This window comes from Tsuneonella litorea, from assembly GCF_025154015.1.
In the GTDB taxonomy this organism is placed as follows: Bacteria; Pseudomonadota; Alphaproteobacteria; order Sphingomonadales; family Sphingomonadaceae; genus Tsuneonella; species Tsuneonella litorea.
In genome coordinates, this window is the sequence record NZ_JAOAMV010000005.1 from 24,657 (window position 1) to 38,958 (window position 14,302).

General features: G+C 62.5%; 13 protein-coding genes. 12 read left to right on the forward strand and 1 reads right to left on the reverse strand.

Translation table 11 applies throughout. The features are described from left to right. Positions 1-112: 112 nt before the first annotated feature. The 9 genes from N0B51_RS10385 to N0B51_RS10425 all read left to right on the forward strand — a co-directional run bounded on the left by N0B51_RS10385 (position 113) and on the right by N0B51_RS10425 (position 7,780). Positions 113-1,303: a CpaE/TadZ family protein gene (locus N0B51_RS10385; RefSeq protein WP_259962279.1), complete on the forward strand. Its 1,191-nt coding sequence runs from the start codon at positions 113-115 to the stop codon at positions 1,301-1,303. A gap of 1 nt (position 1,304) precedes the next feature. Further along, positions 1,305-2,672, forward strand: coding sequence for a TadA family conjugal transfer-associated ATPase (locus N0B51_RS10390; RefSeq protein WP_259962280.1), 1,368 nt, complete (start codon positions 1,305-1,307; stop codon positions 2,670-2,672). A gap of 1 nt (position 2,673) precedes the next feature. Then, positions 2,674-3,675 (forward strand): type II secretion system F family protein, encoded by a 1,002-nt coding sequence (locus N0B51_RS10395; protein ID WP_259962281.1) that lies wholly within the window; start codon positions 2,674-2,676, stop codon positions 3,673-3,675. Position 3,676: 1 nt separating this feature from the next. Then, positions 3,677-4,657, forward strand: coding sequence for a type II secretion system F family protein (locus tag N0B51_RS10400; protein ID WP_259962282.1), 981 nt, complete (start codon positions 3,677-3,679; stop codon positions 4,655-4,657). Between the two features lies 1 nt (position 4,658). Then, entirely contained in the window at positions 4,659-5,432 is a 774-nt protein-coding gene (locus N0B51_RS10405) for a hypothetical protein (protein WP_259962283.1), read from the forward strand. Between the two features lie 4 nt (positions 5,433-5,436). Further along, the gene (locus tag N0B51_RS10410) at positions 5,437-5,919 is read left to right on the forward strand and encodes an A24 family peptidase (RefSeq protein WP_259962284.1); all 483 of its coding nucleotides are present in this window, start codon (positions 5,437-5,439) and stop codon (positions 5,917-5,919) included. Positions 5,920-6,017: 98 nt separating this feature from the next. Beyond that, positions 6,018-6,566: a M23 family metallopeptidase gene (locus N0B51_RS10415; protein ID WP_259962285.1), complete on the forward strand. Its 549-nt coding sequence runs from the start codon at positions 6,018-6,020 to the stop codon at positions 6,564-6,566. 130 nt (positions 6,567-6,696) lie between these two features. Next, positions 6,697-7,305 carry a J domain-containing protein gene (locus N0B51_RS10420; protein WP_259962286.1) on the forward strand — a complete coding sequence of 203 codons (609 nt, stop codon included), beginning with the start codon at positions 6,697-6,699 and terminating at the stop codon, positions 7,303-7,305. Between the two features lie 211 nt (positions 7,306-7,516). After that, positions 7,517-7,780 carry a hypothetical protein gene (locus tag N0B51_RS10425; protein ID WP_259962287.1) on the forward strand — a complete coding sequence of 88 codons (264 nt, stop codon included), beginning with the start codon at positions 7,517-7,519 and terminating at the stop codon, positions 7,778-7,780. A 21-nt stretch (positions 7,781-7,801) separates the two neighbouring features. Here N0B51_RS10425 and N0B51_RS10430 read toward each other — a convergent pair whose 3' ends face one another. Beyond that, positions 7,802-8,071, reverse strand: a complete 270-nt coding sequence (locus tag N0B51_RS10430) for a hypothetical protein (protein WP_259962289.1) — start codon at positions 8,069-8,071, stop codon at positions 7,802-7,804. Positions 8,072-9,350: 1,279 nt separating this feature from the next. Here N0B51_RS10430 and N0B51_RS10435 point away from each other — a divergent pair. The 3 genes from N0B51_RS10435 to N0B51_RS10445 are packed head-to-tail and all read left to right on the forward strand — an operon-like array spanning position 9,351 to position 14,004. Then, positions 9,351-11,048: a ShlB/FhaC/HecB family hemolysin secretion/activation protein gene (locus N0B51_RS10435; RefSeq protein WP_259962290.1), complete on the forward strand. Its 1,698-nt coding sequence runs from the start codon at positions 9,351-9,353 to the stop codon at positions 11,046-11,048. 44 nt (positions 11,049-11,092) lie between these two features. Further along, positions 11,093-12,262, forward strand: coding sequence for a two-partner secretion domain-containing protein (locus N0B51_RS10440; RefSeq protein ID WP_259962291.1), 1,170 nt, complete (start codon positions 11,093-11,095; stop codon positions 12,260-12,262). Next, the gene (locus N0B51_RS10445) at positions 12,259-14,004 is read left to right on the forward strand and encodes a beta strand repeat-containing protein (protein ID WP_259962292.1); all 1,746 of its coding nucleotides are present in this window, start codon (positions 12,259-12,261) and stop codon (positions 14,002-14,004) included. The genes N0B51_RS10440 and N0B51_RS10445 overlap by 4 nt, the downstream gene beginning before the upstream one ends. Positions 14,005-14,302: the final 298 nt, after the last annotated feature.

Here is a 14,302-nt window from a genome sequence, read left to right on the forward strand (position 1 = left end):
CGTTCCCCCACCTCGCGCTAGGCCTGGCTTTCGCAATTGCTGAACCTCGCCGCTCGCAATCGCTCGCTCGCGCACGCGGGCGGCTGCAGAACTTTTCAGTATTGAGATCAACATGACGAAGACTGCCAACCCTTTCCAGATGATCGAGAAGATGAACGCCAAGCTGTCCGGTCGATCACTGATCGTCGCATCAGGACGGTATCTCGACACGCTTCGCGAGAGCGACGAGCCTATCCGGTGGCAAGAGAGCACGACACTTCTGGCGCTTCCGGCCGACGGCGAACTATCGTCGGGCATGCTCTCGGACGTTCGGGTCTTGGTGCTAGAAGTCGATCCGGGGAGCGAAGGCTCGCTGCGGCGGCTCGCCACGGTACGTGCGCTCTTTCCCTCGGTTTCGATCATCGTCGCGCTGCTCAACGCCAATGTTTCGCTCGTCCGAACCTTGATCCGCCAAGGCGTTACCGATGTAGCGGAACTGCCGTTTGCCCCAGACAATCTGGCGGCCCAGATCCTCGACGCGCTCTCAAGTCAGCATGAGATCGCGGAGAACGGCAATCTGGCTTCCGTAACTGCAATCGTGCAGGCGCATGGCGGCAGCGGCGCAACGACGGTACTCACCCACCTCGCGCAAGCGATCGCGAACCGGACGCCGGGATCACACAGCGTCTGCCTAATGGATTTCGACCTGCAGGGGGGGGATGCCGCTTCGTATCTTGGCGTGTCCCCGAAAGTCGCGATGGATGCACTGATCGATGCCGGTTCGCGGCTCGACGCCGACCTATTCCGAAGCGCCGTTACCGAAACGCGCTATGGGTTCTCTCTGGTTGCCGCGCCGGAAGTCATCCGGCCAATCGATAAGCTCGACACCGACCACCTTCTTGCCAGTCTCCGGCTTGCTCGATCGATGTTCGAGTACGTGCTTGTGGATCTGCCCCCCGTTTGGAGCGATTGGTCGCTTTCGCTGCTACGCGAATCCGATCGTGTCATCCTGATTAGCGACCTTTCCATCGCGGCCTTGCGACAAACCAAGCGCAAGCTGGCGCTTTTCGACGAGATCGACATACCTCGTTCGCGAGTGGATATCGTCCTCAACCGTATGGAGCGGAAACTTTTCCGATCGGTCAGCGAGAGCGATGTCGCCGACACGCTGGGCCGGCCGATCACGAAAACGCTTTCGGAAGAAAAGGCACAGATCGGGGCATCTCAGGACGAAGGCCGGCTCGTGACTGAAAGCGGATCCAGGTCGCGCTTCGTATCGGACATCGACGCGCTAGCGAAGGACTTGTTGAGGGGGGGGGCGTAGGATGAGCACATGGTCCCTCAAGTCGGCGGTGTCCGTCACGGCCCCTGACCCTCGCGTCGAAACCGCCAGTGAGCTCGCGCCGATCGCGAGCGAGGACGAGCACCGACTGGGGCTGAAGGTCTCGATACACCGGGCCCTGCTCGAAAAGATCAATCTCGCTGCGTTGGACCAGCTACCACGTGCGCAGATCGAGTCGGAAATCCGGGAAATCGTGCAAGAACTGCTGCAGGAACGCAGCGAAGTTTTGAATGCGCAGGAGCGACAGGAACTGGTCGTCGAGGTCCTCGACGAACTGCTCGGATTGGGGCCGCTCGAACCCTTGCTCAAGGACGAGTCGATTACCGACATCCTCGTCAATGGCTACAAGACGGTCTTCGTTGAACGCCTCGGATTGCTCGAAAAGGTCGCCACTCGCTTTCAGGACGAGAAGCACCTCATCCGGATAATCCAGAAAATCGTCAGCGCGGTGGGCCGCCGGATCGACGAATCCTCGCCGTTCGTTGACGCACGCCTGGCGGACGGCTCGCGGGTCAACGCCATCATCGCGCCGCTTGCGATCGACGGATCGCTGCTCTCGATCCGCAAGTTCGCCAAGAAACGGATCGGAATCGAGAAGCTGATCGAATTCGGCAGCGTGCCCGACCAGATGGCGCAGGTGATGCGAGCGGCAGTTGGTTCGCGCAAGAACATCCTGATCTCGGGTGGTACCGGGTCGGGCAAGACCACGCTCCTCAACGCCATGTCTTCCTTTATCGATCACCGCGAGCGTATCGTCACGATCGAGGACTCGGCAGAACTGCAACTCCAGCAGGAGCACGTGGCGAGGCTCGAGACGCGTCCGGCGAACATCGAGGGGCGCGGCGAGGTTTCCCAGCGCGACCTCGTAAAGAACGCGCTTCGCATGCGGCCGGATCGGATAATCATTGGCGAGGTTCGCGCTGGCGAGGCCTTCGACATGCTCCAGGCGATGAACACCGGGCACGACGGGTCGATGACCACTGTGCACGCGAACACGCCTCGCGACGCCCTCTCGCGGATCGAGCAGATGATCGGCATGAGCGGGATCGAGATCTCGCCCGCATCGGCTCGCGCCCAGATCGCCTCGGCAATCGAGATCGTCGTCCAGGTTGCCCGCCTCGCGGATGGCAAACGCAAGGTCGTGAGCCTCGCCGAGGTCACCGGCATGGAGAGCAGCACGATCACCATGCAGGAGATCTTCCGCTTCAAGACCACGGGGCGGAGCGATTCCGGCGAGGTCATCGGGCACTTCGAAGCAACTGGCATTCGTCCGAAGCTTCTCGCCGACGCTGCGGCGGCGGGTATCGACCTGCCGGCCGAGCTGTTCCGGCCCGAGCTGAAGTTCGGCTGATATGCTCGACACGGCCCTCCGCCTCGGGATCCTTCTCGCGATCTTCGCGTCGGTCTTCGTTCTGTCACAGGTCGTGTTGGGGGCGGCATGGCGCAACCGGTCCCGGTTTGCTGCGGTTAATCGCCGGCTGGAATTGATCAAGAGCGGGTCGGATCGAGCCGCGATCGCTGCCCAGCTCCGCAAGAATGCGCCAAGCGAGTTCGCCCAGTATCCCTCGGTGATCGCCCGTCCCCTGCGCAGTCTCCAAAGCGCGCTGTTCGCCTCGGCCGTGAGCTTCACCCTCGGACAGATGCTGTTCTGGATGGGATTCGCATTTGTGCTGGTGAGCGTAGGGCTGCTCCTCCTGATGTCACTTTCGGGGATTGTAGTCACAGCGGGGGTGGTCATTCTCGCTGTCGCCCTCGCGGCGAGCATCTCGGCCGGGTTGCCGATTGTCATCATCAACATCTTCGCGCAGCGCCGGCGGAAGAAGATGGAGCAACAGTTTCCCGTTGCGCTCGATATTTTCGTGCGTGCGCTGCGGTCGGGGCACCCGGTCGCAGGCGCGATCAACCTGCTCACCAACGAAATGGAAGATCCCATCGGCAGCGAGTTCGGGATCGTCGGCGACGAGATCGCCTACGGCGCCGAGCTGACCGACTCGCTCGAGGCTATGGCCGACCGGTGGGACATGGAAGACATCCGCATGTTCGTGGTCTCGCTTGCCGTCCAGGCCGAGACGGGCGGCAATCTTGCAGAGATTCTCGAGAATCTGTCCGGCGTGATCCGGGCCCGGGCCAGCTTGTTCATGAAGGTGCGAGCGCTCAGCTCGGAGGGCCGGATGACTGGCTGGATTCTTACCGTCCTGCCCATCATCACATTCGTGAGCATGTTCGCGATCAACCCGCGTTTCTACACAGACGTCTCGCGGGATTCCATTTTCATCATCGGATTTCCCTCGCTGATCATCTGGTATTTCATCGGCGTTTTCTGGATCCGCAAACTCGTCGACATCAAGGTCTGACATGATCGAACTGGCCGCACAGAACAGCACCGTCCGCATCCTGATCCTGTTGATCATCTTCGGGATCGTCGCAGCGGGTTCGCTCTTTCTCCTTGCCGCGGCCAACAGGCGCGTCGCCGTCCGGGCCCAGCTCGAAAAGCTGGAAGCGATGGACCTGGTGATAGCGAACCAGGGACAGAGCCTGCGATCCCGCGATACGGCCAATGCCTGGGCGCGGATCGCCGAAATGGTCGAGAAGGCGGGGCTCAATCTCACCGATACGAAGAGCGAGCGCCTGACCAAGTTGCTGCGCCAGGCCGGTTACACCTCTTCCGCTGCGCCCCGCGTCTACACCCTCGTGCGGTTGGGCCTGATTTTTGTTCTTCCGCTCGCTTATGTCGCGTTGGCATTCTCGGGCGACGATCCGCCTTCGTTCCTGAAAGTCTACCTGGTCGGTTCGATCCTGGCGCTGGTCGGTCTCTATGTGCCCAACCTCTACGTACGCGCAAAGGCTGACCGGCGGCGCGAGGCGATCATCAACGGATTTCCCGACTGCCTCGACCTGCTGCTCGTGTGCGTAGAATCCGGCCTCGGCCTCGAGGCGGCGATGGATCGTGTTGGCCGCGAAATGGCGATATCGCACCCGCTCGTGGCGGAACTCCTCTCGATCACCACCCTGCAGCTTCGCGCGGGATCTTCGCGCGACGAGGCATTCCGGAAGATGGCCGATGCATCGGAGATCGACGAGATCCGATCGTTCTCGACGCTCATCATCCAGTCCGACAAGCTGGGAACGAGTATCGCGACGACGCTGCGGGTCTACGCTGCCGAGATGCGCGAACGGCGCCAGATGCGCGCCGAGGAAAAAGCCCACCGGCTGCCTGTCCTCATCTCGATCCCGCTCGTCGCGTGCATGCTTCCGACGATGATCGGGACGCTCATGCTGCCGGCGGCAGTGCTGATGGTTCGCAAGATTTTCCCTTTGATGACCGGAGGAGGCTAGAATGATCCAAGCCAACAAGCGGCAGGTGGCGGCGGTATCCGCAGCAGCGATGGCACTGGTGCTCGGGGGCTGCCAGGCACTCGGGATTGGGGGGCACGGTATCGCGCGTGCTGGCCTGGAGGCAGAAAGGTCGGCGATTGCCGACTTTGGTGCCGGACAGCTCGAGGAGGGCCGCAAGGCGCTGAAGGAAGGCCGGACCGCCGATGCGATCGATGCCTTCATGCTCGCAAAGTCGTTCGCGGAAGAGGCGCCGGCCGCCTACAACGGGCTTGCGGTTGCCTACAGCCGCCTGGGCCGCGAAGATCTCACCGAGCGTTTCTTCCGGGTTGCCATCGCGCTTGCGCCGGAAGACACGCGCTATCGTTCCAACCTGGCCTTGTTCTACGCGAACAACGGGATGCCGAGGAGTGCCGGGCCCTCACTCGCCTTTGAGCAGGCAAGACCACTCGTCGATGTAGCCACGCCCGATGTGCAGCTTGGAAATGCCCAGGTGCCTGTCGAGCCGGTCACCCGCTCGCTCGGAGCGGGTATTTCGGTACGATCGCCGGTTTCTCGCCTGCAGCGGGTCTCGTCGTCGGAAGTGACGATTGTCAGCGGCCAGGCAAGCGCCCGGACGGTAGCGGGAGCAAGCGGGCATCGGGCGGTCATCGAAGTCGGAAGAAGCGCGAGCCCTTCCGCTTCGCCCGCCGCCCGGGTTGCACTGGCCAGCGCGCGCGCGGTGGTAGCTCCGCAGAAGGATCGCGCCTACCCGATCCGTATTCGCCTGGAAGACTGATCGGGTGCTGTCCGGCGACTATCTTCCCGTGGCGGTTGCTCTGTTCGCTACGTTGATCGCGGTCGTCGTCACGGCCTCGTGGACCGACATCCGCGCTCGGCGGATACCGAATTGGCTTTGCGGCCTGAACGTGGTGCTGGGGCTGACGTTCGCCTGGATCGTCCATGGGGGGTGGTCTGCGGTCGGGATGGCCGCGCTCCATGTCGCCGTGGCCTTGCTGGTAACGATTGGCCTGTTTGCCCTGGGCGCTATCGGGGCCGGTGATGCGAAGTTCTACGCCTCGATGGCTGCCTGGCTGCCGATCAAGTACGGCCTCGTCCTGCTCGTTGCAGTGTCGCTGAGTGGCTTGGTGCTCCTGTTCCTTTTCCTGGCATTTCGCTCGTCTGGTCGCTCGCGGCGAGGTCCGCAAAGGGCCACCGATTTCGACAAGCTTCCTTATGGTATCGCGATCGGCGTGGGCGGCATTGCGGCGGTCATGTGGTCATGAGAAATATCGCGTCTGGCATCCAGTCGGCGGAGCCACGGCCCAGGCGCGGAAGGCAATTTCTCCTGGCTGCGTTCGCCCTGACAACTGCGTCCGCGGCATTGGCTGACGAAGTGCATCCCCAAGCCGCGGTCATCTCGATCGGATCTGGAGGCGGGGCCGCCTCGATCACGGTGAGCAAGGCAAGCGACGCGCTCGGTGCACCGATCGCCCTGCGCCGTCATGCAAAGGGGGTCGACGGCGCTGCTGATCTCGAGGGCACGAGGCTTCCCTCCGGCTTGCCGGTCAGCTCGCGTGCCGTGACTAGTCGGTTCGGGTTCCGGCAGCATCCCGTGCTTCGCGGCGTGAGGATGCATTCGGGAGTCGACCTCGCAGCGCCAATGGGATCGCCGGTCGTCTCGGCTGCCGATGGGGTGGTGGCCTTTGCAAGCTGGAACGGATCGTATGGTCTGCTGGTGAAGGTGGAGCACGGTGGAGGGTACGAATCCCGATTTGCGCACTTGTCCCGGATCCTCGTCTCACCCGGACAGAGGGTCTCTAGGGGTCAGCTCGTCGGATTGGTGGGCTCAACTGGCCGATCAACGGGTGCCCACCTGCATTACGAGGTTCGAAAAAACGGTCTCGCGATCGATCCGCTGAAGGGGCGCTGAGCCGAACATATCACGAGGACAAGAGTGAATTTCAACGTGCCTTGTCGTCGGGCAGCACGACGCAAGTGCTGGGCCAGGTGAGCAGGTAGGACAGAAACCGGCCCGGACGCACTCCAGATGTGAAAGACGTATGCACGACACCCCATCCTTCACTGACCATTACGGTGCGCTCCAGGTCGATTTTGAATGCGATGCCCGTCGCCTCGAGCTGGCCTATCACTATTTCGCGAAGCTTTATCATCCCGATAGCGGCGCAACTGCGAATATCGAGAAATTCAGCGAGGTCGTCAGCGCTTACAAGGTCCTCCGCGATCCGGTGGCGCGCGCAGAGTACGACGAGATCTACGTCGCTACGCTGGGTAGGCCACGACCTGCCGCTAACGCCGATCTTGGCCAGGGCCTGAACGGGTCAGTCGCGCTAAACGACGCCGAGACCCATGATCGGATCCTTTCGCAACTCTACAAGAGACGCCGGGAAAACGCGCTCAGCCCGGGGATCGTGGGCTGGCTTCTCGAGGAGAGCCTCGGCTGTACCGAGAGCCAATTCGAGTTCCACGCATGGTATCTCAAATCGAAGGGGCTGATGGAGATTACCGAGGACGGTACGTTCGCGATAACCGTCGAGGGCGTGGACTACGTGATCGCGCGCCTGCGAAAAGAGGAAGAGAAGAAGCTATTGGCGGCCCCAGCTGCTTATGAGGGCAACGGAGCCCGGGGAGAGGCGCGGGAGCAGGACTGAGACATCTGCCGCGTCTGCGGCTCGCGCTGCGGCTGTGCAAACGCGTGTTGCCATCGGATCGCTGGCTTCTTGACTGTGTGACGTCGCCGCCTTGCCTTGGATGAGCGGCTGCCGAGAAGGTGTCGATTTTCGATCCGGATGACGCGCGCCGTTCGATCATCGGCTCGCGCGGGTTAACCCTATCTCAACCGCGAACACCTAGGCCGAACTCATGACGAGTTCGCTGGCTTTCTTTTTGAACGGGTTCATAAAGGTCGGAGCGTTCGCACTCGTGATGAACGAAGTGCGCGGCCTTATCCTGGCTGGCCCGGTCATTTACGCTATTTACCAGTCGGGAGGCACCCTGACGGCCATCTGGCTGGGTGTTTCCTCGCTTGGTGGTATCGCCTTGTCGGTGATCGTGCCTGTCGTCGCAGCCGGCAAGCTGAAGAAATTGGTCAACACGCGCCTGGCGAGGAAACCGGGCTTGGCCTGATATGAGCGGATGACGGGGGACTCAGTCGACGTCCCTGATGCCGCCCGATCCGGAAGGCCCGGCTTTCCGGTGCTGAAAAGAACGCTCGAGCCGGATGCAATCGAAGATTTTCGCGCCCGCGAGGAACACCGACCCGGTGGCGGCGACAAACAGCATTTTCCCGCTCCAGCCAGGAAACTGGACCACGTAATGGACCCCGCGTTCACACGCTCCCAGCGCGAGGGCGTATATTATCAGGCAGGCCTCGACCCGTGTCTTTATGACGAATAGCCGGCCAATCTTTCTCAACATGGCCGAGTAGGGAAGCCGAGGACGTCGCGCCTGGTTCGCTCGAGCTGTACCGGTTCGGGGCGCGGTTCGCGCCTCATGCCGGCAGCAATCCCTGTTCGGGGGCGGTTGAGAGTTGCCAGGCAAACGTGGGAAGGGAGGCCCACCCGGAAGGGGTGCCGAGCCTGTTCGCTGGTGAGGACAAGAGCGCGTCGCATGCGGATCGTCTAGATTATCAGAATGGATCGTTCTCGGGCTTATTCAGAGAGGTCGCACAACGGGACAGGACCAGGGTGTTTCGTTTACGGAGGGGACATCCGTGCTTGACGTTGGCGTCGGGCCGGCCAGCCATCGGAGGGAGGGCTAGGAAAACAACTTGCTCGTGCTTCTGTCGAGAGCCGGCAGATCGCGGATCCCTGCGGTGTGTCGGTTGGAGCGCCATATTTCAGGGTGGCGTATCCATACAATCTCGTGTGGATCGGATGGGATAGTGGCACTCACCGCGAAGGAGCGAGCGACGCGTGTCCTTCGTGCGGCCCCGCCCCTTTCTCGTCAGCGGGGCCGCTTTTCTTCTGGGTCACCGAGCTGCGCAGCGCGGGGCCAGCCCCGTGCTTTCAGCGGTCTGGGAGGGCTCACAGATACGAGCGGCTGCCGGGCCTTACATGCTCCGGCTCCGCCCCTGGCCATTGGCGGTTCTCCGTGGGGAAACAGAAGCAAGCCGCTCCTCATGCCTCCCCGATGTGTTCGCCGCCGGTCCCGCCGGGGTACGGTCAGCGGGGAAGAGTGCCAAATCGACGGAAGGTCTCGTCCTCCGCCGCGCCGGAGCGAGCAATTGCGACACGAGAAGGCGCTTTCCGCCCAACGCCGCTTGCGGGTCCAGTGCCGCGAGCCTTGCTCCATTGGCAGTGCGCTTCCGCGATCTGCCATGCCTACTGCACTCGAGCATGCTAGCCGAATGACAGCGCGTCTCATCGGGTTGTTATGATCGAGGGTCACCAGTCAGGTATCGACGTCGGAAACACGATATCTTGTCGACCCCGACAACACGCCAGCACGTCCGGCAGTTGCCGTCAGGCGGAAGGAGAGGGGCCTTGCCAGCGTTTTTCTGGCGCAAGATTCAATGGCTTGTTCCACCCGACCTAGCCGTAGATATACGTGATACGGCGTTGACAGGCCTGTGCTTGGGCCATAACACAATGCCTGACTGCGGCCTCGGGGCGCAAAAATAATCCGCAGTCGAATCCAATTTCTGGGGGTCTCCATGGATTCTGCTCCATCGCGCTCGCGCGCGGGTACTGTCGGCGTGGTCGTCGCGGCCAGTTTCGTTTTCGCATCGCCATCGATCGCGCAGACGACTGGCCCGACGCGCGAAGAACTCGAGCTTCCGCAACCGACTGTTGCGCCGCTGCCTCCCAAGGTCAGGTACGACCGCGATGCGAGCTTCCGGCAGAATTGTCCGTTCGATAACAGCGCCCTGACGACCGACTTGCGTGAGGTCGTGTTCATGGATGTTGCGGGGAGGGGCGAACTCGCGTCCCCGCTGGCAAAGTCGCTGGCAAACGTGCCAGTGCCGCAGGGGACGCAGCCGCTGTCGGTCGTGTGTGATGTACGCGATGCCGCCAACGCGGCGTTACGTCGAGACGGTTGGATCGCGACAGTCCAGATTCCACAACAGGAGCTCAACGGGACGCTGCGACTCGATGTGGTCTCTGCGCGTATTTCCGAGCTCCGGATCACCGGCGAGCCCGGCCCTTATCGCGACCAGATCACGCGCCAACTCGTGCCGCTACAGGCGCTTGATCCGCTCAACGAACGCGATGCCGAGGCGATTTTGCTTCGAGCCAACGACATACCGGGCCTTAGCCTGCGCTTGACGCTCGCGCCGGGAGGTGGCGAGCCAGGCGAGGTCATTGGCAATGTGGCCGTGGTTTATCAGCCCTTTGCGGTGCTTCTCAACGCGCGAAACTACAACTCAAAGCGCATTGGGCGCGAGACGCTGTTTGGCCGTTTCGAATACTACGGGCTGACCGGGCTCGCAGACCAGACCTTCATCGGGGCGCAATCGACCCTCGATTTCGAGGAGCAGCAGATCGTCCAGGCTGGCCACGAGTTCGGGGTCGGTCGCAACAACATCCGCATCGGCGGCACGCTGACCTATGCCTGGTCGAAGCCCGACATTGCCAATCTCGACCTGTCGACCAAGACGCTGATCGCGAACCTCGAAACGCGTTATCCGATCCTTCGGACGGTCGACACCTTTGCCGACCTGGCGCTAGGCTTCGATTACGTCGACCAGAATTCCGACGTAGCCGGCTTTCCGCTTAGCAAGGACGCGCTCCGCACGCTGTACGTGCGCGGCGACCTGGTTGGCCAGAAGCGCCGCATCGACGGTTCGACGCTGTTGTCGTTCGATACCTACCTCGAGGCTCGGCGCGGACTGGACATCTTCGGCGCAACCGAATTCGGCGCCTCCGGTTTTGCCCAGACCGACGGCATTTCCGCATCGCGGCCATTCGGCGATTCGCAGGCGCTGGTGGTGAGAGGAGGCGCCGACATCTCGGCATCGCTCGGGAGTTTCTTTGGCGTCCGCGCGCGAGGCGAGGGCCAGTGGACCAATCATCCACTGCTCAACTACGACGAGTTCTCGATAGGCAACCTGACGATCGGACGGGGCTACGATCCCGGCGCCAACAGCGGTGACCGGGCGATTGGTGGCTCGCTCGAGGTGAGCATGAGCCCACCGGCGCTGGCCGACCTTCAGCCCCAGGTGTTCGGCTTCTATGACATCGTGAAGATCGAAAACCTCGACTTCGGAACGCCCGATCCGACCCGCACTCTTAAATCAGTGGGCGGGGGCTTGCGGTTGGTGCTGGGCAAAGGTCTGCGGGCCGAATTCACCTATGCCAAGCCGCTCGACAAGGCACTGTTCAACGATGCAGCGAGGCCGCCCGAGCGGCTGCTGTTCTCGATCACGACCAGGATTCCGGCCCTGTTCCAGTAGGTTTCTGTCCGGCCCATGTCGCAGGGGGCCAAGGAGATGACGACATGACTGCCAAGCACCGTTCACTCCGCTTGAGGATGCTCGCCACGACAGCCACGGTTGCGCTCCTCGCCCTTCCGGGCGCGGCGTACGCGCAACTCGTGTCATCGGGCGACCTGGTCACGGCCGAAGACAGTGCGGGCAATCCGAACCAGATCACGATCACCAACCCGGACGCCAGCACCGCGAACATCAGCGTGCTTGCACCCGTGGTGGTGGCCAACTGGAACCAGTTCAATGTTCCGACGGGAACTACGCTGAATGTGGCGAACGCGTCGGCGGCGGCACAGGCTTCGCTGCTTAACCGCGTCATCGGCGGCGGTTTTTCCGACATCGGCGGGACCATCAACGCCGCGGGCGTGAACTTCTGGCTCGTCAACCAGAACGGTATCCTGTTCGGCGACACGGCTACGGTCAACGCCTCGAGCTTCTACGCCTCGACGCTCGATCTCAGCGACGCGGATTTCTTCGACTTCTACGAAGGCACCGACAACGCCGGCAACGGGGCCGGGACGATCAGCTTCGTGACCAATCCGTTTGCCACGACCTTCATCTCTGCCTTCTCGGGCATGGGCACGGCTCCGACGTTCGTGACCAACGGGACCCTGATGTTCGTTTCCCCGGCGCTCAACCTCACTGCCGGGACCTACGACGCGGGATCGGGCACGGCGAACTTCGTCGCCGCCACCGCGATCGACGTCACGTTCAATGCCGGAAGCCCGGTGGCGTTCACCATTCCCGCGGGCACCACGGTCGCCAGCCAGGAGGTGTCTGGCAACATTACGGGCGATTCGGCGCGTTTCGTCTTCCAGACCGCCGCCGGCGTCATGAACGCGTTGCTGACGGTCAATGCCAACGTTGCTACCAGCGCGGTTCCCACGGGCACCGGGATCTTTCTCTACACCGGTGGCGCTAGCCAGGCATCGGTCACCGTCGGCGGAGCCTGGTCATCAAGCGGCGGGGTTGATGCGGACGTCAATGGCGACCTGACCTTCAGCCAGGATTTGAGCGGTAGCTACGCGAGCGTTCAGGCAGCGGGAGACCTGACCGCGCAAGCTATCACCGCGACCGCGGGGATGATCGACATCGACGCCGGTTCGGTGGCGGCGGGTGCGCTCAAGGCGACCGGCGACGTGCGGGCACGACGATCGCGCTCGACACGACGGGTGCGGTGACCGCGGGCGGGACGACCGCTGGCGGCGCGCTGACGGTGGGTGCGGTGGCGCCTGTTGCAAGCGCTACCTTTACCGGCAACTTGACCGCTGCCAGCGTGCGGATCAAGTCGAAAGGGCAGATCTCGCTCAAGGACGCGACCGCCACCACTGCATTGATCGATCTCGGTTCGGGCAGCCTTATCACCACCGGCACCTTACTTGCGAAGACCAACGCTATACTGACTGCGTCGGAGAGCGTAACGGCGGCATCGATCACCGCAAGCCTGGGCAGTGTCGATGTCGATGCAGGCGACGCCATCAGCGCTGGTGCGATTACGGCCGGAACCGACGCGTTCATCACCGCAGGTCGGAGTATTACGACCGCCAGCAAGGTTTCAGCAGGTGGCACGATCGACATTGACAGCACTTCGGGTGGTTCGGTCACGCTCGGACAAGCCCTGACGGGGGCCGGTGCTGCGCTTCAGGCAGGTACGTCCATCACGATCGACACCACCGGCGCCGTGATCGCAGGGGGTACGACGGCCACGAGCGGCGTTCTCGCTGTCGGAACGGTTGCAATGCCAGCCTCGGTGACTTTTACCGGTCCGGTCTCGTCAAAGGGTCTGACCGCAAATACGACTGGGACCTTTACCACGCGAGCGGCGGTCGATGCCGGGAGCAGTGCGTCGGTAAGCGCGCGCGATGTCGAGATAAATGCCGGCTTCAAGGCGACGGACCTGACGCTCAAAGCAGGGGCCACCGGTGGCGTGGCGCTCGGGTCGGGAGTCGCAACATTTTCGCTCAGCGATGCTGAGCTCGACCGGATTACGGCGACGACCCTCACCGTCGACGCTGGCGCCAACTCGGTCACGATAAGCGATGTCAGCCTAACCACGGCAGCGGGCTCGAACCGGGTCGATGTGGCGACTACGGGTGCAGTCAACTTCGTGGGTGACCTCACAGCCGACGGAGCAGGACGCACAATCCGCATCGGCGGCCGGGTGGGTGCCGGGAGCGCGGCATCAACGGGGGTCGCAGGCACCATTACCGGCGATATCGAAGCGGTCACGATCAATGTCGGCCAAGCGAAGCTTGATCTTCGCGGCAATGATATTGCTTTCGGCACCACCCCGTTCCTCAACGAAGTTGCCGGTCGCACGAGCCAGGATCTTGCGCGTCAAGTCGTGGGGAATGCGACATCGAAACTTTACAATGCGGCATTGCCCGATCCTCTCGGCGGCGATCGGGCGAACGACCCGGTCTACCTTCGCGCCGGGACCCTTGCCGTCGCTTACGGTAACTCGGCGCTGTTCCAGAATACCGGGACCCTGGGCACCGGAGCGACCACGACCAACGGCGTGGTGATTGGGTCGACAGGTGGGGGTGGGGCTCTCGTCATCGACACGCTCGATGCGACCAACGCATTCGCGCTATTTGGCCAGATCAACAATCTGGTCGGACCCGCAGCCGCGATCGCGCCCGGCTCTGTCGTCGTGATCGACGACACGCTTCAATCCCCCTATTCACGCATCAACGGATGTCTCATCAGGAGTGGCGCAGACTGCGTCAATACCATAATCGGAACCACAATTATCTCGCTGCCGCGCGAGAATACACGACTGCTTTCAAGTGACACCGGGCTGCTTGTCCCGTTCGATCCGCTGGTTGGCACCAACAATGAAGGCCTGTTCTCGGACGCGGCGTCAGACGATCAGAATCTCGACTGCCCGCGCGACGAAAAGGGCGTATGTGTTGATCGGTAGGAGACAACCGAGATGGAAATCGTACGACCGCATTACCCCGTTCTCTTGTCGGCCGTTTCCGCTCTAGCGCTCGCCGGATGCGCAACCGTGCCACCTGCCAGCGAGAGAGGGCAGTTCAGCCTGGGACGGAACGCTGCGGGGGATCCCTGCGCAGCCGCTTTCAACTGGACCGACCCAAGCTTCGGTGGTCGCGAAACCAAGTTTGGGGGTACCTACTCGGTCAACTGTCGAGGAGGGACCGCCGGAACGCTCGCGCGCCTTCGCACGTTCGCAAGCGTGCGCGAGCGAGAGGCGTTTT

Excerpts from the sequence above, each read along its gene's own strand:
- N0B51_RS10385 (WP_259962279.1), top strand. The coding sequence starts at position 113 with ATGACGAAGACTGCCAACCCTTTCCAGATGATCGAGAAGATGAACGCC.
- N0B51_RS10390 (WP_259962280.1), top strand. The coding sequence starts at position 1,305 with ATGAGCACATGGTCCCTCAAGTCGGCGGTGTCCGTCACGGCCCCTGAC.
- N0B51_RS10395 (WP_259962281.1), top strand. The coding sequence starts at position 2,674 with ATGCTCGACACGGCCCTCCGCCTCGGGATCCTTCTCGCGATCTTCGCG.
- N0B51_RS10400 (WP_259962282.1), top strand. The coding sequence starts at position 3,677 with ATGATCGAACTGGCCGCACAGAACAGCACCGTCCGCATCCTGATCCTG.
- N0B51_RS10405 (WP_259962283.1), top strand. The coding sequence starts at position 4,659 with ATGATCCAAGCCAACAAGCGGCAGGTGGCGGCGGTATCCGCAGCAGCG.
- N0B51_RS10420 (WP_259962286.1), top strand. The coding sequence starts at position 6,697 with ATGCACGACACCCCATCCTTCACTGACCATTACGGTGCGCTCCAGGTC.
- N0B51_RS10425 (WP_259962287.1), top strand. The coding sequence starts at position 7,517 with ATGACGAGTTCGCTGGCTTTCTTTTTGAACGGGTTCATAAAGGTCGGA.
- N0B51_RS10430 (WP_259962289.1), bottom strand. The coding sequence starts at position 8,071 with ATGTTGAGAAAGATTGGCCGGCTATTCGTCATAAAGACACGGGTCGAG.
- N0B51_RS10440 (WP_259962291.1), top strand. The coding sequence starts at position 11,093 with ATGACTGCCAAGCACCGTTCACTCCGCTTGAGGATGCTCGCCACGACA.